This window comes from Vicinamibacterales bacterium, assembly GCA_036496585.1.
Taxonomy (GTDB): Bacteria; Acidobacteriota; Vicinamibacteria; order Vicinamibacterales; family 2-12-FULL-66-21; genus JAICSD01.
Map to the genome: position 1 here is coordinate 1 of DASXLB010000006.1, position 21,123 is coordinate 21,123.

Sequence of the window (21,123 nt, forward strand, 5' to 3'; positions counted from 1 at the left end):
GAACGCCTCGCCGCGCAGCTATCGCATCCAGATGCTCGCCGCCGTGACGCTCGCAAAGGCGGGCCAGCCTGACGCCGCGATCCCGCTGCTCGAGCGCGCGCGCGACCTGTTTCCCGAGTACGGCGGCGGTGACAGCCCGTACGCGGGGCTCGCGCAGATCTACATCGGGAAGGGTGACTCGGCGAAGGCGGCGGCCGCGCTCGGGCAGTACGTGCTGCACAACGAGACCGACTACGACGCACACATCGAGCTCGCGCGCCTTCGTGCCGCCGCCGGCGACAAGGCCGGAGCCGCGGACGCGCTGGACCGCTCGATCTACATCAACCCGTTCGACGTGGGCGTGCACGAGCGGCTCGCGGCGCTGTATCAGGAACTCGGCAACAAGACGGGCGCGCTTCGCGAGCGCCGCGCGGTGGTCGCGCTCGCGCCGGCGGACAAGGCGGAGGCATTCTATCAGCTCGCGCTCGCGTACCACGACGCGGGTGACGTGCTGAACGCGAGAAAGGCGGTGCTGCATTCGCTTGAGGAAGCGCCGAACTATGTGCGAGCGCAGGAGCTGTTGCTGAGAATTGTTGACGGGAAGCCGTAGGACCGAGGACCGAAGACCGAAGACCGAAGACCGAAACCGCCTGGCAAACTTCAACCGGACAATCACGTGGCAGCGACTGTTACGAGCCCAGCCCTCGAGACCTCAGACGACATCGCGCACGCAGATCGCCTCAAGGCGGGCTGCGACCAGATTCGCGCGGAACTGCGCAAGCTGATCGTCGGCCAGGACGCCGTCGTCGAGCTGATCCTGCTCTCGATTCTCACTGGCGGCAACAGCCTGGTGATCGGCGTGCCGGGCCTCGCGAAGACGCTGCTGATCAACACATTCGCCAGGGCGCTGGATCTCAAGTTCTCGCGCATCCAGTTCACGCCTGACCTGATGCCGAGTGACATCACCGGCACCGAGATCATCCAGGATGATCCCAACACCGGCCGGCGCCGCATGGTGTTCGTGCCCGGGCCGATCTTCGCGAACATCGTCCTGGCCGACGAGATCAACCGCACGCCGCCCAAGACGCAGGCGGCGCTGCTCGAGGCCATGCAGGAATACCAGGTGACCGTCGGCGGCGTGCGTCATGCGCTGGAGCGGCCGCTGTTCGTGCTCGCGACGCAGAACCCGATCGAGCAGGAGGGCACCTATTCGCTGCCCGAGGCGCAGCTCGACCGCTTCATGTTCAACGTCGTCATCGACTACCCCTCGCGCGACGAAGAGCGGCGGATCCTCGCGACGACGACCGGCAGCGGCGGCACGCGCATCGAGGCAGTGGCGAGCGGACCCGAGATCGAGCGCCTGCACACGCTGGTCCGCGACGTGCCGGCGGCCGACAACGTGATCGATCGCGCCGCGACGCTCGTCCGCGCGACGCGGCCCGCCGGAGCCGAGGCGCCGGAATTCGTCCGCAAGTGGGTGCGATGGGGCGCCGGCCCGCGCGCCGGCCAGGCGCTGCTGCTCGGCGCCAAGGCGCGCGCGCTCCTCGACGGGCGCGTGGTGGCGGACGTCCGCGACGTCGACGAGGTGGCGCTGCCGGTCCTGCGGCACCGTGTGCTCGTCAACTTCCAGGGTGAGGCCGACGGCATCGACGCGGACGAGATCGTGCAGCGGCTGCTGACCACCGCGAAGGTCGGGGGTTAGACGGGAGACAGGACACCGGTGCTCCTCGATCCGCGGACACTCGCCGCCATCGGCGATCTCGAACTCGTCTCCAGACGCGTCGTCGACGGCACCATCGCCGGGCTCCATCGGAGCCCGTTTCACGGCTATTCCGCCGAGTTCAGCCAGTATCGCCACTATCGCCAGGGCGACGATCTCCGGTACGTCGACTGGAAGCTCTTCGCGCGCACCGACCGTCTCTACACGAAGCAGTTCCGCGAGACGACGAACCTGGCGATGCAGATCGCGGTCGACGCCAGCGCGTCGATGGACTACGCCGGCGCGGCGGGCGTGACGAAGTTCCAGTATGCGCGCCTGACGGCGGCGGCGATCGCGCATCTGGTCTCGCGCCAGGGAGACGCCGTCGGTCTTGTCACCTATGCCGAGGGCGTACGCCGCTATCTGCCGAGCCGCGGCGGCCCGGCGCACCTGCGCGCCGTCCTGCTGACGCTGGCGCGCGAAGCCGCCGGCGGCGCGACACACGCGGCCGTGGCGCTGGCGCGCGCGATCGACTTGCTGCCGCGCCGCGGCATCTTCGTGGTGATTTCCGATTTCTATGACGAGGACGCCGATGTGGATCGCGCCTTGACGCGCGCGGTACACATCGGACACGAGGTGATCCTGATCCAGGTCCTGACGCGCGACGAGGTCGAGCTGCCATTCCGCGGCGACCTCGAGATCGAGGATCCCGAGACGCACGCGCGCGTGCTGTCGAACGGCGGTGTCGCCGCCCAGGGTTATCGCGAGGCCATCGCCGCCTTCCTCGAGCGATGGCGATCGCGCGCCGCCGGCCACGGGATGGAGTACGTGCGCGTGCTGACCGACACGCCGCTCGACGGCGCGTTGCGCGGCTACCTGCGCCGCCGCGCCGTAGGGAGCGCCGGCGCATGACCTGGCAGGCGCCGGGCGCGTTCGTCGCGCTGCTGCTCGTCGGTGGCCCGATCCTCGTGCATTTCCTCATGCGCCGGCACGCGACCAGGATCATCTTCCCGGCGATGCGCTTCGTACCGTCCGTTCACGCAACAGCGGTGCGGCTGCGGCGGCCGTCCGATCCCGGGTTGATGCTGCTGCGTTCCGCCGCCGTCGCCGCCGCGGCGCTCGCCGCTGCGCAACCGGTGCTCGTCACCGCCGCGCGCCAGCGTGCCTGGGCCTCTCGCACCACCCGGGCGCTGATCGTCGATACGTCGGCGAGCGTGCCGCCGGCAATCGCGCGCCCGATCGCGGATCGAGAGGCGCACGGCGCCGTCAGCCTGCTGCGTCTCGAATCGGCCGACCTGCACGACGCGATCAGGCGCGCGGTGCCGTGGCTGCAGAACGCGTCCGCCGGCCGGCCGGAGATCGTCATCGTGTCGGACTTCCAGATCGGCGCGATCGACGCCGGCGATCTGTCGGTCGTGCCGCCCGGCGTGGGAATCCGCCTTCTTCGCGCCGGCCGGCCATCTTCAGCCGGTGCGCCGCTGCCCGCCGTCGATGGCTGGCGAGGCAGCCGCTGGAGCCCGTCGCTGACGCTGGACGGGAACGCGACCCTGGTGACCTGGACCCGCACTGGCGCGGCGGGTCGCGGCCCGCTACAGGTGCTGGCCGCGCCGGCAGACGCGGCCGCGGCCCGCCGCGCACTCGATGCGGCGCGCGCCTCCGGCGTCGTGTCGGCGAATCCCGCGCGTCCGGTCGAGATCGCGTTCGCGGGGGCAGGCTCCGCGCGCGACGCGCTTCCCTCGACACCATGGATCGTATCGGCGGCGACCCGGCTGGCCAGTGATCCTCGCTGGATCGGGGAGGCTACGAGCCTGACGATCGGCGAGCGCGACGGCGTGCTGACGGCGCACACCGCCATGTCCGCGGCATCGCCGGTCGGTCCGGCGATCGTCCGCGCGGTCGTCGAGGCGGCGCAGCCGGTGTTCGTGGATCGCGAACAGGAGCTGGCCGCGATCGACGATGTGACGCTGGCGGCGTGGCAGCGCGTCTCCGTGCCGCACGGCGTCGCGACGCCTCCCGAGGCGGACGACGGTCGCTGGTTGTGGCTGATCGCGCTGGCGCTCCTCGTCGGAGAGGCGGTCGTGAGGCGGCGCGGCGCCGAGGCGATGCGAGAGGCGCATGCAGACGCCGCCTGACGGGTCGTCGCCTGCCGCGCAGGTTGTCGCGATCGTCGGTCATGCCGGCAGGCGCATCGCCGTGGCGGACGCGATGCGCGCGGCGACGGCAGGACTGTTGGGGTGTGCCGTCATCCTGGCGCTCGCGCGTCCTGCGATCAGCGCTCACGGCGGGCTGATCGCGGGCGCGTCATTGGGGGGCGCCGCCATCGCGGCCGTGATCTGGCGGCGCGGCGCCTTGCGGCGTACGCCGCGCGGCGCGGCCGGGCTCATCGAAGCGTCACACCCGTTCCTGCGCAACCTCGCGGTCACGGCCGAAGAGCTGATCGCGGAGCCTGGCCGCGTGCCTGCTTACATGCGCGACCGCGTAATCGGGTCGGCGGCGCGGGCCATGACCCGTGTCGAGATCTCGCGTGTCGTGCCGCTTCGATCAGGGCGCCTTGCCGCCGCGGCCGCGGCCGTGGCTGTCGTGTTCACGCTGCCGATCTTCCGGGCTGCGCAGCCGGCGCATGGAGCGCAGGCAGCGGGCCGTCCGCCGTCGTCGGCCGCGGCGGCGATCACCATCGACGTGACGTCGCCTCTCTATACGGCACGGCCGCTCCGACACCTGCGCGATCCGGCCTCTATCGAAGCGATCGCGGGCAGCACCGCCGTCATCCGGGTGACGGGTGCGGGCGCGGCGGCGGTTCGTCTCAACGGCGTGCCGCTCCCGATCGACGCGAGCGGCGAGGCTCGAGCCACGCTGCTCGGGAGCGGATCGATCGGCGTCGAGGGAGTGGGCCTGCACGCGCTCGTCCCCCTCACCGTCGTCCCCGACGCTGCGCCGGCCGTGCGCATCTCGGAGCCGGCGCGCGACCTGCGCGTGCCGGTGTCCATGAAGGAGGTTCGCGTCCGCGCCGAGGCCACGGACGACTTCGGTCTGCGCGAACTGGCGTTGCGCTACACGGTCGTCTCGGGCACTGGAGAGGAGTTCGCGTTCACCGAGGGAACGCTCCCGGCCTCGATCGCGAAGGCGTCGGATCGAGCCTGGTCGGCGGAGGCGACACTGCCGCTGGCCGCACTGAAGCTCGGGCCCGGCGACGTCCTGGTCTACCGCGGCGTTGCCGCCGACGCGCGCCCCGGTGCAGCGGGAGAAGCCACGTCCGAGACCTACTTCGTCGAGATTGCAGGCCCCGGCGACGTGCCGCTCGAAGGGATCGACATGCCGCCCGAGCGCGCGCGCTACGCGTTGAGCCAGGCGATGATCGTACTGAAGATCCAGCGGCTCATCGCCGAGGAGCGGCGCGGGATGCCGCGCGCGCAGGTTGGGGAGACGGCGGCCGCGATCGCCGCGGAGCAGCGCGCCGTACGCGCCAACTTCGTGTTCATGCTGGGCGGCGAAGTGGAAGACGAGGTCGTCGAGGCGGAAGCGTCGCACGAGATTCAGGAAGGACGGCTCGCCAACCAGGCGCGCCGCGACATCGTCGCCGCCACCGAGCTCATGACCACTGTCGAGCAGGCGCTCGCCGGCGTCGATACGCGCGCCGCCTTGCCGCCGGCCCAGGAGGCCGTTCGCGCGCTGCAACGCGCGTTCGGCCACGCCCGTTATCTGCTGCGCGCGCTGCCGGCGCGGATTCGGATCGACCCGGCCCGCAGGCTGTCGGGCGATATCGCGGGCGTGCGTGGCTGGCAGCGCGAACTCGCGCCGCCGGCTGGCGACGCGCGGACCGACACCGCGCGTGCCGCGCTGGCCGACCTCGCGGACATCGCGGCGAGCTTGGACGCGGGAGCATCCGATCGGCTGGGCCGTCTGGCCGAGCGGGTGATCGCGATCGAGCCCGGCGCCGCCGATGTGCAGCAGGCGTCGCGACAGTTGACGGGCGCGCGCGCGGCGCTGGCCCGCGCCGACCTCGCGCGCGCCCGAGAGGCGCTGCGCGCGGCGGCGCCGCCGCTCGCGACCCGCGCGCAGCGGGGACGCCTCGACGCGGCTCCGATCGATGCCGAGACCGCACGTCTTGCCGGCGCCGCGGCGTTGCAGGGTGGCGGCCGGTGAGCGCGCTGCGCTGGATCGCCGTCGTTCTCGCCCTCGTTGCGGTCGCCGATCCGCGCATTCCGTTGCCGCGTCGTGAGCGGCCTGGCGTCCGTGTGGACGCCGCCGCGATGACCGCGCCCCTCGCGGAGCGGCTCCGTGCGGCCGCATTTCCGATCGTGTCGAGCGGTGAAGCCGCGACGATCGTCGCGCCCGGCGTCGACCCGCCGTCGCCGCAGCGCCCGGTCTACCTCCTGTCGCCGGGTGGCGGCGTGACGATTGTAGGGATCTCCGCGTCGGCGACGCGTGCGGCTGGACAGTCCGTCACCGTGTCGGCGATGCTGCGCGCGCGCGGGCGCGCCGGGCAGTCGACGACCATCCAGCTCGAAGACACAGGGCTGCCGGTTGCCTCGAGTCTCCATACTTGGAAAGGCGAGGACGAGACGTGGACTGCGACGTTCGACTACTTGCCGGCCACCTCCGGCGCCTCGGTGCTGCGCGTGCGCGTGTTGTCTTCGCCCGGCAGCTCAGATGATCCGGTTACAGCGGACGTGCTCGCGTCGCCGATACGCGATCCCATCCCGACGCTCGTCTACGAGTCCGACGTCACCTGGCCAGCGGTGTTCGTGCGCCGGGCGCTCGAACAGCAGCCGGGCTTTCGGGTCGCGAGCGTGCAGCACGCAACGAAGGCCGCCGCGACACTGGCCGGCGCTCCTCCGGCGGCGTTGCGCGCGGAAGCGCTTGCGCCCTACGACCTCGTCGTGTGCGGCAGCCTCGAGGGGTTGTCGCCGGCCGAGTTCGAGGCGGTGCGCTGGTTCGTCGAGACGCGAGGAGGCATCCTCGTGTTCGTACCCGATCGTCTTCCCGGCGCTCGCGCAGCCCAGTTGGTACCGGGCCTGACGTTCGAGGCGAAGCAGCTCGAGACTGCCGTCCCGCTTCGCGCAGGAGGCGAGGGATTGAGCGCGTCGGAGTTCGCGATGCCGCGGCTGGCCGGTGGGGCGTCCACGCCGCTGGCGCTCGACGGCGCAGCCAGGCCGGTCGTGATGGCGATCCGCCGCGGCGCCGGCGCGATCGTGGTATCGGGTGCGCTGGATGCGTGGCGCTATCGCGACCGCGGCGACGGCGCGTTCAGCCGCTTCTGGGCCGCGACGCTGCTCGCGCAGGCGGCGACAGTGCCCAGGCGTCTCGAGGTGGCGGCGCGCCCCTCAGTGGTTCGTCCAGGCGACGCCGTGCGCGTTCGCGTGCGACTGGCCGATCGCGAACTGACGGCGGGGGAGCGCGTCGGGCTCGGGCCGGCACGCGCGCACGCCGCCGACGCGACGATCGGCGGCGATACGGCGGTGCGCCTGTGGCCGTCCGGTGAGCCGGGTCTCTACGAAGGCGATTGGCGCCCGGCTCGGGGAGGCCGGTATGTCGTCAGCGCGTCAGTCGGTGACGCGCGCGGCGAGACGTTGGTCTACTCCGACCCCGCGGCGGCTGGGCCGCCATCAAACGCCGCGTCTCTTCGGATCGCGGCGCAGGCGTCCGGAGGCGGTGTCTTCACCGATGATCGGGCGCTCGTCGGCGCGATGGCCGAACGCCTGCCGCTCATGACGGTGACGCGGTCGGTGCCGGCGACGCGCTCGCCGTGGTGGGCGGCGGCTTTCGCGATCTGCCTGACGGCGGAGTGGGCGATTCGCCGCCGGCGGGGCCTGCGGTGATCGAGACGTACCTCGGATACCTGCGCGACGTGCGCCGAGTGTCGCCCAACACCGTCGAGAGCTACGCGCGCGATCTGGCGGTGCTGACCGGGTTTGCCGAGCGCCAGGGCCGAACCGTCGATCAGCTCGGTCGCGTCGATCTCGAAGCCTTCGTACGGGAGTTGATGAGCGGCGGCCTGTCGCCGCGATCGGTTGCCCGCGCCGTCGCCTGCGTTCGTGGTTTCTACAAGTTCCTGCTCGTCGAGAAGCGGATCTCCGGCAACCCTGCCGAGGATCTCCGGGCGCCGCGCGCGTGGCCGGCGCTCCCGAAATATCTCGGGCTCGACGAGGTCGACCGTCTGCTCGCGCAACCCGACACAGCCACGCCTCGCGGTATGCGCGACAAGGCGCTGATCGAACTCCTCTACGCGACGGGACTGCGGGTGACCGAGCTGCTGTCGCTCAAACCGGGCGACATCGCGCTCGATGCCGGCTATCTCAAGTGCGTGGGCAAGGGGGACAAGCAGCGCATCGTGCCGCTCGGTCGGACCGCCGCCGACTGGGTCCGCCGTTATCTCGCCGACGCCCGCCCGGCGCTCCTCAAGACGCGCAAGTCGGCGTGGCTGTTCGTCAACGCCAGGGGAGGCAACCGGCTGTCGCGGGTCGGCTTCTGGAAAGTGCTGAGAGCGTACGGCATCGCCGCCGGCGTGCAGCGCGGCCTCAGCCCGCACGTCCTCCGTCATTCCTTCGCCACGCATCTGCTCGAGCGCGGCGCCGATCTGCGCTCCATCCAGATGATGCTCGGCCACGCCGACCTCTCGACGACGCAGATCTACACGCACGTGCTCGAGGCGCGTCTGCGCACCGTCTACGATCGCTTTCACCCGCGGAAGTGAAATCGCGGACGGAGGGCTCGTTGATGTGGTACAGTTCGAAGGTTCTACCTGCTCGAAATTTGCGCTAGCCGAAGGAGCTCGATTCGCACATGAGCCGTAACGGTCGTTATCATTTCACGTCGGAGTCGGTGACCGAAGGCCACCCGGACAAGATCGCCGACCAGATCTCCGACTCGATTCTCGATGCGATTCTCGCGCAGGACCCGGTCGGGCGCGTCGCCTGCGAGACGCTCGTCACCACCGGTCTCGCCATCGTCGCCGGCGAAATCACCACCAGCTGCTACGTCGACTTTCCCAGCATCGTCCGCGAGACGATCAAGGAAGTGGGCTACACGCGCGGCAAGTTCGGCTTCGACTCCGAGACGTGCGCCGTGCTCTCGTCGATTCACGGACAGTCGCCAGATATCGCGCAAGGCGTGGATCCCGGCGGCGCCGGCGACCAGGGCCTGATGTTCGGGTATGCCTGCACCGAGACGCCCGAACTGATGCCGCTGCCGATCATGCTGGCGCACAAGCTGGTGCGCGGCCTGTCGGAGCGCCGGCGCGACCACTCGATGGACTATCTCCGGCCGGACGGCAAGTCGCAGGTGTCCGTCGAATACGACGGCAGCAAGCCGGTCCGCGTCGACACCGTCGTCGTGTCGACGCAGCACAGCCCCACCGTCAGCAACGAGACGCTCAGAGAAGACATCACCGAGAACATCGTCAACAAGGTGATTCCGAAGGAGATGATGGACGCGAAGACACGCGTGCTCATCAACCCGACGGGGCGGTTCGTGGTCGGCGGTCCGCACGGCGACGCCGGCGTCACCGGCCGCAAGATCATCGTCGACACCTACGGCGGCGCGGCACCGCACGGCGGCGGCGCGTTCTCGGGCAAGGATCCGACGAAGGTCGATCGCTCGGCGTGCTACATGGCCCGCTACGTCGCGAAGAACGTCGTCGCCTCCGGACTGGCGGAGCGCTGCATGGTGCAGCTGGCCTATGCGATCGGCGTGGCTGAGCCGGTATCGGTGCTGATCGACACCTTTGGTACCGGCACGATCGGCGACGAGAAGATCAGCGAGCTGGTACGCGCGCACTTCAAGCTGACGCCGCGCGGCATCATCGAGTCGCTGGATCTGCGGCGGCCTATTTACAAGAAGACCGCGGCGTTCGGCCATTTCGGCCGGACCGAGCCGGAGTTCACCTGGGAGCGCACCGACAAGGCCAACGCGCTCCGCGCGGACGCCACGTAACAGGGCAAAGCCCGGGCGAAGGTGGTCTGACCCGGTCTGACCCCCGTCTGACCCCGGTTTGACCCCGGTCTGGCCCCTGTGCGCAGACTGATCTGGACGCTGATCGCGATGACCGCGGTCAGCGTCTTTCTGTTTGCGATCCTGCCCGCATCCCCCGCGTCAGTCGACACGTCGGGTTGGCACGATCTGGCCGCGCGCACGGTCCAGGGCGCCTACCACGTCCACTCGACGCGATCGGACGGCCACGGAGACAAGCGGACGATCGCCGCGGCGGCGGCGCGCGCGGGGCTCACGTTCGTCATCCTCACCGATCACGGCGACGGCACCCGCCCGGCCGATTCTCCCGAATACATGGACGGCGTGCTGATGCTCGATGCCGTCGAGATCAGCGCCGACGCGGGACACTACGTAGCGCTCGACATGCGGCCCGCGCCGTATCCGCTCGGCGGAGCAGGGGCGGCGGTTGTCGAGGACGTCGCCCGGCTCGGCGGCCTCGGCATCGCCGCGCATCCCGATTCCCCGAAACCGGCCTTGCGCTGGACCGACGCGACGTCGCCAATTGACGGCCTCGAGTGGATCAACGCCGACAGCGAATGGCGCGACGAGACAGGCGTCACGCTCGCCCGGGCCGGACTCGCGTACTTTCTGCGTCCGGCTGGCGCGCTCGCGTCGCTCCTCGATCGGCCCGCGACCCTCGACCGCTGGGACGCGCTCCTGCGGAACAGGAGAGTCATCGCGCTTGGCGCCTCCGACGCGCACGGCGGCCCCGGCTCGCGGATCGAAGACGCGAACCGCACGCTGTTCAGCACGATCGGCATCCCGAGCTACGAGGCGAGCTTTCGCGAGCTGAGCCTGCGCGTGATCCTGGAACGCCCCCTGTCCACCGACGCCGGCCTCGACGCCCGGCTCGTATTCGAGGCGATTCGAAAGGGGAGCGTGTTCACGACGATCGACAGTCTGGCGACGCCGGCGCTGCTCGATTTCCATGCGAGTCCTTCCGGCGCCACCGTGACGCTGGTCGCCCGCGCCACGCTGCCGCGCGGCGGCGAGCTCGTGCTCATCGGGCCGGCGGGCGAGCTGACGCGAGGGTCCGGAGAAATCCGCCGCGAAGTGCCGGCAGAGGCTGCGGGTGCGTACCGAGTCGAAGGACGTGTGGCGGGAGCGCCCGGTCAGCCGCCGGTGCCATGGCTGGTCAGCAACCCAATCGTGATCGGGACGCTCGCGGGCGGGGCATCGCCATCCGAGACGTCCAACCGGACCGACCGAGACACGCTACCGGCTGAGATCGCGCCTTTCCCGTGGCGGATCGAGAAAGACCCCGTGTCTCAGGCGAGTCTTCGGGCCGGCGCCCATTCCGCGGAGTTCGACTACCGCCTTGCGGAGGGTGATCGCGCCAGCCAGTACGCGGCGCTTGCGAGCGACGTCTCCGGTCAGCGGTTCCGCGCCGTCGAGCTCGCGCTGACCGCAAGGCGCCCGTCGCGGATTGCGGTCCAGGTTCGGACGGCCGACGGCCACCGGTGGGGTACCTCGTTTTTCGTGGACGAGCGGGTCCACCTCATCCACGCCGCGCTTGCCGAGATGCGCGAGTTCGGCGACCCGGATGGCCGGTCGCCGGACCCGGCTGCCGTGACATCGATCCTCCTGGTCGTCGATTTGACGAACGCCGCGCCGGGGCAATCGGGACGATTCACGATTGAGTCTAGTGCACTAGTAAAATAGTGCACTAGTTGTCTAGATAACTAGTAAACGCCCCAACTAGTGCGCTATGCTGCCGCGATGTTTGTCGAGGTGCGAGCCGACGACCCGCGGCCGGTCTATCGCCAAATCGCGGATGAAATTCAACGCGCCGTTTCGGTTGGCGTGCTGAAACCAGGCGAGCCGCTGCCGGCGACCCGGCAGGTGGCCGCGGAGTTGAAACTGAACCCCAACACGGTCCAACACGCCTACCGCACGTTGGCGCAGGAGGGGATCGTCGAGATGCGGCGGGGACTGGGCGCGTTCGTCGCGGCCAGGCCGCGCGAGTCGCGGCGGTCGTCGCAGGCCATTGCGCGTCAGCTCGCCGAACGGGCGCTCCGCGAAGCCTTCCGCCACGGGTTGCTGGCCAGCGATCTGATGGCCGCGCTCAAAGAGATCGCGCCGACCTCCCCGGCAGTCACGCCAGACGAGGCTCAGGTCCTGGCGGTCAACAAGAGGTAGACGGCAGACCCGGCGGCGAGGATGTTGGGGGCCCATCCCGCCATGACCGGATTGAGCACGCCCGCCTTGCCGATCGCCGCGAACACGCCCATGACGATCCAATAGCCCAGCGCCAGCACGATGCCGATGCCGACTCCGTACAACGTGCCGCGCTTGCCCGTGGTCAGGCCGAACGGAATCGCCAGCAGGGTCATCACCACCGTGACGAATGGAAAGGCCAGCTTCTTCTGGAGGTCGATCGTAAACGGTACCACGTTGAATCCGCTGGCCTTGAGCTGGTTGATGTACCGCTTCAACTCGGGCACCGTCATCATGTCGGCCACCGGGGCTTCGGTCTCGAAATAACTCGGGGGCTCGAGGGGGAGCCGCCGTTCCGAGAAGGCGGCGTAGCCCCCTTTCTGGACGGTGAATTTCTGCTCCCAGCCCTTCCGCCCGATCCACTCGCCGCGCTCGTACTCCGCCTTGGCGGTAAAGAGCTGACTGTCGAGCGACCATCCCTTGGCGGCGGGGGCGTAGATCGTCAGGTTGAGGAGCGCCTTGGAGACCACGTCGAACGCATCGTAGTGATAGATGGTGCCGTCGTGCGCGACGATCCACTGTCGATCGAGCGGGTTGAGGGTGCGCGGCAGCTTGTTGCGCATCTTCGAGTCGATCGCGTCGGCCTTCTCGTTGGCCTTCGCCATGACCTGCTGCTCGAGCCCGTAGAGGATGCCGCTCCAGCCCAGAGACAGCAGGAGCAGCGGCGCACTGATCCGGTACAGGCTGATGCCGCAGGCCTTCATGACCGACAGCTCGCTGGATCGGCTCAGCAGGCCGAAGGTGACCAGCACGGCGAGAAGCGCCGAGAGGGGAATCACGTAGTAGATGAACTGCGGCGTCATGTAGCCGAGCAGCATCAGGAGCATCTGGCTCGTGCCCTGGCCCTTGAGGACCTTGTCGGTCTTGTCGATGAACGTCGAGATGTAGAAGATGCCGAGAAGCGCCGCGAACGAAATGGCCGTGGCCCGCAGGTAGATGGTCGAGATGTAGCGGTCGAGGATGTTGGGGAGCAGCCAGGAGAGGCTTGGAATCCGGATGACGACGACGACGCCGTGGCGCTGAGACGACGGCGTGGCCGTCGATGACGCGCCGATCGGGTTGCCGGCCTTGCCGGAGGCGATGCGGCGATCGAGCCAACCCTTAAGGGCGCCGGTCAGCCTGACGATGCTCCGGAACGGCAGGCGGCCCTCGGCCCAGCGGGCCCGCCAGATCAGGGCGACGACGCCGAAGGGCAGCAGAACGAGATTCGGAATCCACCGCGACATCTGGGCGATCAGGAGCGGTTTGAGATCGGAATGGGGCCCGACGTAGTAGCCGCGGGTGACCGCTTGCGCCAGGTACAGCAGGATGTAATAGGCGAAAATCACCGCGATTCCGACGACGAAGCCCGCCACCTTGCCGTCCCGCGCGACGCTGAGTCCGAGCGCCACGCCGATCACCGCAAACACCAGTGACGCCGCCGGGAACGAGAACCGCTGCTGGATGGACTCCATCTCCTGGTGCGCCGGCAGGCCGTGCTGGAGCTTGTCCTCGGCCTGTTTCCAGAGATCGCTGATCGGCAACTCGTTGTTGCCGCGCATCAGGTCGGTGTGAGGGAACACGCTCTTCGGGTCGAGCTTCACCACGAGCTGTTCGCTGAAGCGATAGGTATCGATCTGCCGGCCGTCGGGCCCTTGGCTGGAATAGCGGGTGCCGTTCTCGAGGACCAGGTCGACCGTCTGCTTCTCGCGGTTGAGATTGAGCCGCCCGTTGCGCGCCATGTAGAGGTCGAGCGCCCCGGCCTTTCGGGTGTCGGCGACGAGGACGTCTTTCCAGCCGCCCGGGCCTTGTACCGGGATGTCGCGCGCATAGAGCACGAGGTTCGGGAATTCCTGGAAAAAGACCTGCGGCCGCACGTCGTTCTCGACCTTTTTCGAGATGACGTCGTAGGACAGCTGGCGGAAGGTCTGGTTGGCGTCGGGAATCGCCCAGATCATCACGTAGAGGTGGACGAGGCCGGCGACGGCCGCCAGCAGGAGCACAGGCCGGAGCAGCCGGTAGGGGCTGACGCCGCAGGCGAGGAGCGCCACGGCCTCGCGGTCGCCCGAGAGCCTCCCGAGGGCGATGAGGAGTCCGACGAGGAGCGCCATCGGGATGGTCAGGCCGAGCGACTGCGGGACGAGCGTCAGCATCATCCGTCCGGCGACGCCCCACGGAACGCCCTTGGCGACCAGCGCCTCGAGCTGTTCCATCAGCGGCGGAATCGTCAGGATGAACGTGAAAATGAGCAGCGACAGGAACAGCGGCGGCAGGGTTTCACGAATCAGGTAGCGGTCGAGCGTTTTCACGGGCGGTCTTCAGGATACCGCAGGGATTCGTTCCACCGACAGCGGAGGGTGCGAGTTCGGTCGGACGACCGCGTTTTGGGTGCGCGGAGTTTGCACAGGCACTGTTTTCTGGCTATTTCCGCAGGTTCTGATAATGCATGTTATGTTAACCAAAGGCTGAATACTTATACATTCCCCTGCGTATGTGGTGGCCGCTGCCGGTTACCCGCTAGCGGGACTCCACGCGCTTTCTGGCCCTACTCGGAGCTCAGGATCGGCGCCTATGCAATTTGCTCGGACGATTTCGCCGAGGTCGATCGGCTCCGGGGTTCGAACCCAGCCGTGTGGAACCGAGTCTCCGGTGAGCCGAACGACAGCAACTCGTGCTAGACCGCCCCTGGAGATTCGCCGCACCGGCACCGAGTCGGCGGCGGTCGCGGTTACTGCTGACGGAGGTCGCGGATGATGGCCTGCAGCGCTTCGATCACTTCGTCGCGGTCGACCTTGGACTTCGTGAATCGCAGCTGCAGGTTGAAGGCTTTGGTAGGCGGCCGGTACTTGAACACGTAGTGTTTCGGGCGTCCGGCTTTCGGCTTCGGGACGTCCTTGTCGCGGCGGACCTCTTCACGCGTGGCGCCGCCGTCCCGGGCGATGCGCTCGACCAGGGTGACCATCTTCTGGAAATCACCCTGTCTAACTACCTCTAGAAGCAATGATTTGGAAGAAATGTCGGCCAGCCGACAAAGGTTTTTCACCTCGTCGGGCATGTTGTTGAGGGAGAGCGACTCGGTAATGGACGTGCGCGACTTCCCCAGCTTGCGCGCCATGTCTTCGTGGGTATAGCTGCAGCGGCTGGCCAGCGATTGCATGGCTTCCGCTTCTTCGAAGGCCGTCAGGTCTTTGCGCTGGAGATTCTCGATGAGCGCAATCTCGATAATCTCGGCCTCGTCGACATCGCGGATGACGATCGGGATCTCGCGCAGACCCACCTGCACCGCCGCCTGGTAACGTCGTTCGCCGGCGACGATCTGGAATCGGGTCCCGCGAGGCCGAACGATGATCGGTTCAATAATGCCTTTTTCGGCAATCGACGCCATCAGCTCCGACAGGTCTCCCATGACCTGGCGCGGCTGGTTGGGATTGGGGTCGAGCTCGTCGATCGCGATGAGGCGGCCGATCGGGGCACCGGCCGAGCTCGTCAGCGCATCCACATAGTGCTCGTCGTGCCGCATGCGCACCGTCGACGGCAATCCTCGTTTAGCGGTCATGACTCTCCTTTTCGACCCTCATGCGCGATCCATGACTTCTTCGCAGAGCCGGTAATACTCCGCGGCGCCTGTCGAATCGGGGGCGAACGTGAAGATCGACTCCTTGTAGGCAGGACTCTCTTCCAGCCGGACGCTCTTGGTGATGACGGTCTTGAACACCTTGTTGCCGAATACCTTGTCGATCTGGGCCCGGATGTCCCGCGCCAGCGAGGTCCGCTTGTCGTGCATCGTGATGACGACACCGAGAATCTGCAGCCCGGGGTTCGCCCGCGCCCGGACCTTCTCGATCGTTTCGAGGAGATCGTCCGTGCCCTCGAGCGCGAAATACGAGGACTGGATGGGGATCAAAAGATGCGTCGCCGCCACCAGCGCGTTGACCGTCAGCAGCCCCAGCGTCGGCGGACAATCGATCACGATATGAGGAAACCGCTCCGCGATCGGCTGCAGGCGATCCTTCAACCGGTAGTGCGAGTCGATCTCGCCGACCAGCTTGGCTTCGAGCTTCGCGAGGGCAATCCGCGACGGGGCCACCCAGAGATTCGGCTGCTGCGAAGACGGCACAATCACGTCGTCGAACGTGACCCCCTGCTCCGCGATCGCGTCATAGACGCTGCGCTGGACCTGGCTCACGTCCAGATACGACATCGTGCTGTTGGCCTGGGGATCGAGGTCGACGAGGAGTGTCGGCTTGCCGCGGAGCGACAGGGCGGCGGCGAGATTGATGGCGGTCGTGGTCTTACCCACGCCGCCTTTCTGATTCGCGATGGCGACGATCATCTGGGGCGCTGGGGCCGATATTAACATGAAGGATTCGAGGACTCGAAGGAGCGAAGGAAGTCGAAGAGGCGAAGGAGCGAAGGAACCGAAGGAACGAAGGAATTCGAAGAGGCGAAGGACAACAACGGAGGGGCTGAAGAGCGAGGACGAGGGGGCGAGGCGACGAAGACGTGAGAGACGACGAAGATGCGAGGGCGGACGATGATGCGAGGGCGATAAAGCGAGCGAGGATGAAGATGTAAGGTCGGACGAAGATGCGCAGAAACTCGCTGGAGAAACGCTGAGTTTGATTGGCCTGCACCCGACCCCAAATGACTTTGGTCTCCCCTGCTCCCTGAGCCGCCCGCTCCCGTCTCCGTCTTGCCGCGCGCCGCCCCTTCGCCCTTCGCGGTCTTCGCTCCTTCGCGGCGCCCCTTCGCCTTCCTTCGCCCCTTCGCCGTCCTTCGCGCCGCTCCTTCCCTCCTTCCCTCCTTCGTCCTCCTTCGTGCCCTCCGTGCTACATCTTGTACTTACCCATGTCGTCCGGATCGAGGGACTCCAACCATTTCTGCAGGCGCTCGGTCTCCCCCTTGTCGGGTACGAGGTCGGCGGTCTTGGCGGAGTCGATGACAGTCTCCTCGACGAAGATCGGTGCCCGGGCGCGGAGGGCGAGCGCGATCGCGTCGCTCGGGCGGGCGTCGAGCGCCATCACCTCGCCGCCCACCGTCAGGTAGATGAGCGCATAGAAGGTGTTCTCCTTGAGGTCCGAGACCACGATCTTGTCGATGCGCCCGCGCAGGTCGTGGATGACATTTCTCAGCAGGTCGTGAGTCATCGGCCGCTGCGTCGTCACGTTCTCAATCTGCAGCGCGATCGCATTCGCCTCGAACACCCCCACCCAGATCGGCAGGACGCGCTGTCCATCCTTGTCGCGCAGGATGATGATCGGCATGTTCGTAATCGGATCGACCATCAGCCCTTTGATCGTCATTTCAATTTGCATAACGCCCCGCTCCGAGGCTCGCACTCATGGCTTCCGGGTTCCCCTTGAGACTGTTCGGATTGGCGCCGGTGATCCGGACCGGCACGATGCGGCCCACCCAGGATGGTTCACCAGGGAAATTCACCACCGTGTTGCCCGGGGTCCGGCCCGACAATTCCCAGTCGCGCCGCCGGCTCTTCGCGTCGACGAGGACCGGTTCCACCCTGCCGACCGACGCCTCGAACAGCGCCCCCTGGATTTGCTTCTGCAGCGACTGCAACGCGACGATCCGCCGCGTCTTCTCCTCCTCCGTCACTTCGTCGGGCATCCGCTTCAGCGCAAGCGTATTGGGCCGCGGAGAATACTTGAACGAGAACATGCTGTGATACCGCACCGCCGCAGTCAGCGTCAGCGTGTCCTCGAAATCGGCATCCGTCTCGCCAGGGAAGCCGACGATCATATCGGTCGACAGCGCAAGATCCGGGATGGCGGCTCGCAGGCTGATGACCAGATCGAGATACTCCTGGCGGGTATACCGCCGCCGCATCGTCGCCAGGACGCGGGTCGAGCCGCTCTGAACGGGCAGGTGCAGGTGCCGGCATACCTTCGGGAGATCCCGCATCGCCTCCACCATCCGGGTCGTGACGTGCCGCGGATGCGGACTGGCGAAGCGGATCCGCTCGATGCCTGCGACGTCGTGTACGCGCGCGAGCAGTTCGGCGAAGTCGCACGCCTCGTCGGGCGCCTGGTAGTGATTGACGATCTGCCCGAGGAGCTGCACCTCCTTGGCGCCGGTGTCGGCGGCCTGCCGGACTTCCGCCACGATGTCGCGGACCGAGCGCATCCGTTCGTGGCCGCGCGTGTACGGGACGACGCAGAACGCGCAGAACTCGTTGCAGCCCTCGATGATCGTGACGTAGGCCTTGTGCGGCTCCGTTCGTCTCGCGATCCCCAAGGGAAACGACACGTCGTCGTGCGGATCGAGATCGACGCGCGCCGCCGCGGGCGAACCGGGGCCGGAGGACGCGGATCTCGCGTCCTGCACCAGCACCGGAAGCATTTTCAGCGACTGGGTGCCGACGAGCACGTCGATCACGCCGCCATTCGTCTTGCGGAGGAGCCGCTCCCCTTCCTGCTGCGCGACACAACCCGCCACCGCTACCACCGGCCGCACGCCGGTTTCCTCTCCCTGAACGCGAATCTCGCCGAGCCGCGTGTAGAGCTTCTCCTCCGCCTTTTCCCTGACGCTGCAGGTGTTGATGACGATCAGATCGGCGTCTCGGTCGTCGTCTGTCCGATCGTAGCCCGCCTGTTCGAGCAGGCCGGCCATCCGCTCGGAATCATGGTGGTTCATCTGACAGCCGAATGTCTCGATGAGGTACTTCATTCCTGCCTGTCCATCGCGCGTCGCGGCGACTTTTGCTTTTTGTTCGCTTTCGACTCGAGCATCTCGCGCGCGCCCGCCAGGACGGCGGCGGAGACGTCGGCGCCTCCCATCATCCGTCCGATCTCCTCTTCCCGCTGCGCTCCCTCGAGCCGCACGACAGAGGTCGTGGTGCGGCCTGCCTTGACGGTCTTGGCGATGCGGAAATGCGTGCCGCCATAGGCGGCGATCTGAGGCAGGTGCGTGATGCAGAGTACCTGGACGCGCGCGGCAAGCAGGCGGAGACGGGCTCCCACGACGTCGGCGACGGCGCCGCCGATGCCGGCGTCGACTTCGTCGAAGATCAGGGTCTTGCCAGGCGCGTCGGTCGATGCCAGCGTCTTCAACGCCAGCATGATGCGCGAGAGCTCGCCTCCCGAGGCGACCCGGGCCAGCGCGCGCAGCTCCTCTCCGGGGTTCGGCGAAATGTAGAACTCCGCTGTGTCCATGCCGCGCTCGCTCCAGCCGTCCTCTCCCAGGCCCTCGGCGAAGCGTACCTCGCACCGGGTTTTCGCCATCGCCAGATCGGCCAGCGCCGATTCAAGAGCCCGCCCGAAGGCGCGGGCCTCGGCCCTCCGGCGTTCCGAGAGCGCGCCGGCGACGCCCCGATAGGCCGACGCCGCCGCCAGCAGCCGCTGGTCGAGTTCGGCGGCGCGCTCGCTGGCGTGCTCGACGTCGTGCAGCTCGCGCCGCAGGACGTCTGCCTTCTCGAGGACCTGCGCCAGTGACGGGCCGTGCTTCTTCTTCAGACGCTCCAGCACGGCGAGGCGATCCTCGATCTCCTGCAGCCGCGCCGGCGAGGCGTCGATGTCCTGCGAGTATGTGCGCAGGAAGAACGCCAGGTCCTCGAGCTGCAGCTTCACGATCTCGCGCGCGTCGAGATACGGCGTGAACCGCGAGTCGAGGGCGGCGAGCTCGCCGACCTTCTTCCAGACCGTGCCGAGCGCGGGCAGCGCCGCGGCGTCGCCGTCGTAGAGCGCCGTGAAGGCTTCGGCGCAGAGTCGCTGCAGCCGGTCGGCGTTGGCGAGCACCGTCCGCGTCGCCGCCAGTTCCTGGTCCTCTCCCGGCTGCGGCTTCGCCTTGTCGATTTCCGCGAGCTGGAACGAGACGAATTCGACGCGCGCCGCTCTCTGCTGCTCGGTGGCGGCGTGCCGCGCACGTTCGTCGCGGATCTGCTGCCAGGATCGGAAGGCCTGCGCGACGCCGTCGCGATCCGTCGTCAGCGCGGCGAACTCGTCGAGCAGATCGAGATGCGCAGCCGGGTCGAGCAGCACCTGGTGCTCGTGCTGACCGTGCAGATCGACGAGCGATCCCGCGGCATCACGCAGCGCCGTGCTGGTGACGAGCGCGCCGTCCACGAATGCCCGGCTGCGGCCCTGCGCCGACACTTCGCGGCGGACGATGACCTCTCGTCCGTCCGGCGTCTCGAAGACGGCCTGGACGGCGGCGGTGTCTTCGCCGGTGCGCACGAGATCGGCGCTGGCTCGCCCGCCGACCAGAAGCCCAACCGCTCCGACCAGGATGGATTTACCGGCGCCTGTCTCGCCGGTGAGCACGTTGAGGCCTGGCGCGAACTCCAGCTCCAGCCGGTCGATTACCGCGAGATTGGCGACGCTCAGGTATCGGATCATTTTCGACTGCGCGGAAGTTCCATGATATCAAATGGTTGACGCCGCTTTTCGCGGCGTGCTACTCTCCTCGGCGTCAGCGCTGTCCCAGCGGCGCCGAGTGGCCCGTGCTTTGAAAGGTTCGGGCGGAGGATCCGTTTGCTCACGTTTGGCTACGTCGCCCTTGCGCTCCAGGCGCAGGGGCAGCCGGGTTCTGGGACCGGCGGAATCGATTTCGTCCGCCTCATCGTCGACGCCGACTGGCTGGCGAAGAGCGTCCTCCTGCTCCTGCTTCTGTTCTCCGCTGTCTCCTGGGCGATCGTGCTGGCAAAGACGCAGCAGTTCAACCGCGCGGCGCGCCAGTCCGAGACGTTCCTGCAGGTCTTCCGCAAGAGCACCAAGTTCTCCGAGGTGCAGTCGATCTGTCCGAGCGTGCCGGCCAGTCCGCTGGTCGGCATCTTCCAGGCGGGCTATGCCGAACTGAATCTGCAGCTGCGCCGCGAGACGCCGCCGCGCGAGGGAGAAGTCAGACCGCCGGGCGCCGCGCCGCGTCCAACCTTGAAGAGCCTCGAGAGCGTCGACCGGGCATTGCTGCGCGCAACGACCGTCGAGGTCGCCAAGCTCGAGAAGCGCGTACCGTTTCTGGCGACGACGGCAAGCATCACCCCGTTCATCGGACTGTTCGGCACGGTCATCGGCATCATGGTCGCGTTCTCGCGGATCGGCGCCGAGGGATCGACGAGTCTCGCGGTCGTCGCGCCGGGCATCGCGTCGGCGCTGATCGCGACGGCGGCGGGGCTGTTCGCGGCGGTGCCGGCGGTGTACTTCTACAACGCGTTCACCGGTCGGGTGAAGGATTTTGCGTCGCAGATGGATGACTTCGCGCTGGAGTTCTTGAATATCTCGGAGCGCAATTTCACGTAAGCACACGAAGGA

Annotated in this window: 17 protein-coding genes; 11 read left to right on the top strand and 6 right to left on the bottom strand. The window is 67.9% G+C overall.

What is annotated here, in order from left to right; translation table 11 throughout:
• The first annotated feature begins 31 nt into the window (after positions 1-31).
• From VGI12_02070 to VGI12_02115, 10 genes are all read left to right on the top strand, one after another.
• Complete coding sequence (locus VGI12_02070; GenBank protein ID HEY2431429.1) at positions 32-589, top strand: tetratricopeptide repeat protein; 558 nt, start codon at positions 32-34, stop codon at positions 587-589.
• A gap of 66 nt (positions 590-655) precedes the next feature.
• On the top strand, positions 656-1,681 hold the full coding sequence (locus VGI12_02075; protein ID HEY2431430.1) for a MoxR family ATPase: 1,026 nt from the start codon (positions 656-658) through the stop codon (positions 1,679-1,681).
• Between the two features lie 18 nt (positions 1,682-1,699).
• The gene (locus VGI12_02080) at positions 1,700-2,590 is read left to right on the top strand and encodes a DUF58 domain-containing protein (protein ID HEY2431431.1); all 891 of its coding nucleotides are present in this window, start codon (positions 1,700-1,702) and stop codon (positions 2,588-2,590) included.
• Positions 2,587-3,810: a BatA domain-containing protein gene (locus VGI12_02085; protein HEY2431432.1), complete on the top strand. Its 1,224-nt coding sequence runs from the start codon at positions 2,587-2,589 to the stop codon at positions 3,808-3,810. Before VGI12_02080 ends, VGI12_02085 begins: the two co-directional genes overlap by 4 nt.
• Positions 3,794-5,821 (top strand): hypothetical protein, encoded by a 2,028-nt coding sequence (locus VGI12_02090; GenBank protein ID HEY2431433.1) that lies wholly within the window; start codon positions 3,794-3,796, stop codon positions 5,819-5,821. The genes VGI12_02085 and VGI12_02090 overlap by 17 nt, the downstream gene beginning before the upstream one ends.
• Positions 5,818-7,497, top strand: a complete 1,680-nt coding sequence (locus VGI12_02095) for a hypothetical protein (protein HEY2431434.1) — start codon at positions 5,818-5,820, stop codon at positions 7,495-7,497. The genes VGI12_02090 and VGI12_02095 overlap by 4 nt, the downstream gene beginning before the upstream one ends.
• Positions 7,494-8,372: a site-specific tyrosine recombinase XerD gene (gene xerD, locus VGI12_02100; protein ID HEY2431435.1), complete on the top strand. Its 879-nt coding sequence runs from the start codon at positions 7,494-7,496 to the stop codon at positions 8,370-8,372. The genes VGI12_02095 and xerD overlap by 4 nt, the downstream gene beginning before the upstream one ends.
• A gap of 89 nt (positions 8,373-8,461) precedes the next feature.
• Entirely contained in the window at positions 8,462-9,610 is a 1,149-nt protein-coding gene (gene metK / locus VGI12_02105) for a methionine adenosyltransferase (GenBank protein HEY2431436.1), read from the top strand.
• 78 nt (positions 9,611-9,688) lie between these two features.
• A complete protein-coding gene (locus VGI12_02110) occupies positions 9,689-11,329 on the top strand; it encodes a hypothetical protein (protein HEY2431437.1) in 1,641 nt (546 codons plus the stop codon).
• Positions 11,330-11,386: 57 nt separating this feature from the next.
• Positions 11,387-11,806, top strand: a complete 420-nt coding sequence (locus VGI12_02115) for a GntR family transcriptional regulator (GenBank protein ID HEY2431438.1) — start codon at positions 11,387-11,389, stop codon at positions 11,804-11,806.
• Here VGI12_02115 and VGI12_02120 read toward each other — a convergent pair.
• The 6 genes from VGI12_02120 to recN form a co-directional block, all read right to left on the bottom strand.
• Positions 11,779-14,172: an LptF/LptG family permease gene (locus VGI12_02120; GenBank protein HEY2431439.1), complete on the bottom strand. Its 2,394-nt coding sequence runs from the start codon at positions 14,170-14,172 to the stop codon at positions 11,779-11,781. The genes VGI12_02115 and VGI12_02120 overlap by 28 nt on opposite strands.
• Positions 14,173-14,591: 419 nt before the next feature.
• Positions 14,592-15,419 (bottom strand): ParB/RepB/Spo0J family partition protein, encoded by an 828-nt coding sequence (locus tag VGI12_02125; GenBank protein HEY2431440.1) that lies wholly within the window; start codon positions 15,417-15,419, stop codon positions 14,592-14,594.
• An 18-nt stretch (positions 15,420-15,437) separates the two neighbouring features.
• Entirely contained in the window at positions 15,438-16,223 is a 786-nt protein-coding gene (locus tag VGI12_02130; GenBank protein ID HEY2431441.1) for a ParA family protein, read from the bottom strand.
• 469 nt (positions 16,224-16,692) lie between these two features.
• Positions 16,693-17,166: a bifunctional nuclease family protein gene (locus VGI12_02135; GenBank protein ID HEY2431442.1), complete on the bottom strand. Its 474-nt coding sequence runs from the start codon at positions 17,164-17,166 to the stop codon at positions 16,693-16,695.
• Between the two features lies 1 nt (position 17,167).
• On the bottom strand, positions 17,168-18,544 hold the full coding sequence (miaB, locus tag VGI12_02140) for a tRNA (N6-isopentenyl adenosine(37)-C2)-methylthiotransferase MiaB (protein HEY2431443.1): 1,377 nt from the start codon (positions 18,542-18,544) through the stop codon (positions 17,168-17,170).
• Positions 18,541-20,211, bottom strand: a complete 1,671-nt coding sequence (recN, locus tag VGI12_02145) for a DNA repair protein RecN (protein ID HEY2431444.1) — start codon at positions 20,209-20,211, stop codon at positions 18,541-18,543. The genes miaB and recN overlap by 4 nt, the downstream gene beginning before the upstream one ends.
• Before the next feature lie 135 nt (positions 20,212-20,346).
• On the opposite strand from recN, the gene VGI12_02150 reads away from it, so the two are divergent.
• Positions 20,347-21,111 carry a MotA/TolQ/ExbB proton channel family protein gene (locus VGI12_02150; GenBank protein ID HEY2431445.1) on the top strand — a complete coding sequence of 255 codons (765 nt, stop codon included), beginning with the start codon at positions 20,347-20,349 and terminating at the stop codon, positions 21,109-21,111.
• Positions 21,112-21,123 lie beyond the last annotated feature (12 nt).

Bases quoted from the DNA above. Each gene is read 5' to 3' on its own strand.
- VGI12_02070 (HEY2431429.1), top strand. From the start codon at position 32: ATGCTCGCCGCCGTGACGCTCGCAAAGGCGGGCCAGCCTGACGCCGCG.
- recN (HEY2431444.1), bottom strand. From the start codon at position 20,211: ATGATCCGATACCTGAGCGTCGCCAATCTCGCGGTAATCGACCGGCTG.
- VGI12_02135 (HEY2431442.1), bottom strand. From the start codon at position 17,166: ATGACGATCAAAGGGCTGATGGTCGATCCGATTACGAACATGCCGATC.
- VGI12_02130 (HEY2431441.1), bottom strand. From the start codon at position 16,223: ATGTTAATATCGGCCCCAGCGCCCCAGATGATCGTCGCCATCGCGAAT.
- VGI12_02090 (HEY2431433.1), top strand. From the start codon at position 3,794: ATGCAGACGCCGCCTGACGGGTCGTCGCCTGCCGCGCAGGTTGTCGCG.
- VGI12_02125 (HEY2431440.1), bottom strand. From the start codon at position 15,419: ATGACCGCTAAACGAGGATTGCCGTCGACGGTGCGCATGCGGCACGAC.
- metK (HEY2431436.1), top strand. From the start codon at position 8,462: ATGAGCCGTAACGGTCGTTATCATTTCACGTCGGAGTCGGTGACCGAA.
- VGI12_02085 (HEY2431432.1), top strand. From the start codon at position 2,587: ATGACCTGGCAGGCGCCGGGCGCGTTCGTCGCGCTGCTGCTCGTCGGT.
- miaB (HEY2431443.1), bottom strand. From the start codon at position 18,544: ATGAAGTACCTCATCGAGACATTCGGCTGTCAGATGAACCACCATGAT.
- VGI12_02115 (HEY2431438.1), top strand. From the start codon at position 11,387: ATGTTTGTCGAGGTGCGAGCCGACGACCCGCGGCCGGTCTATCGCCAA.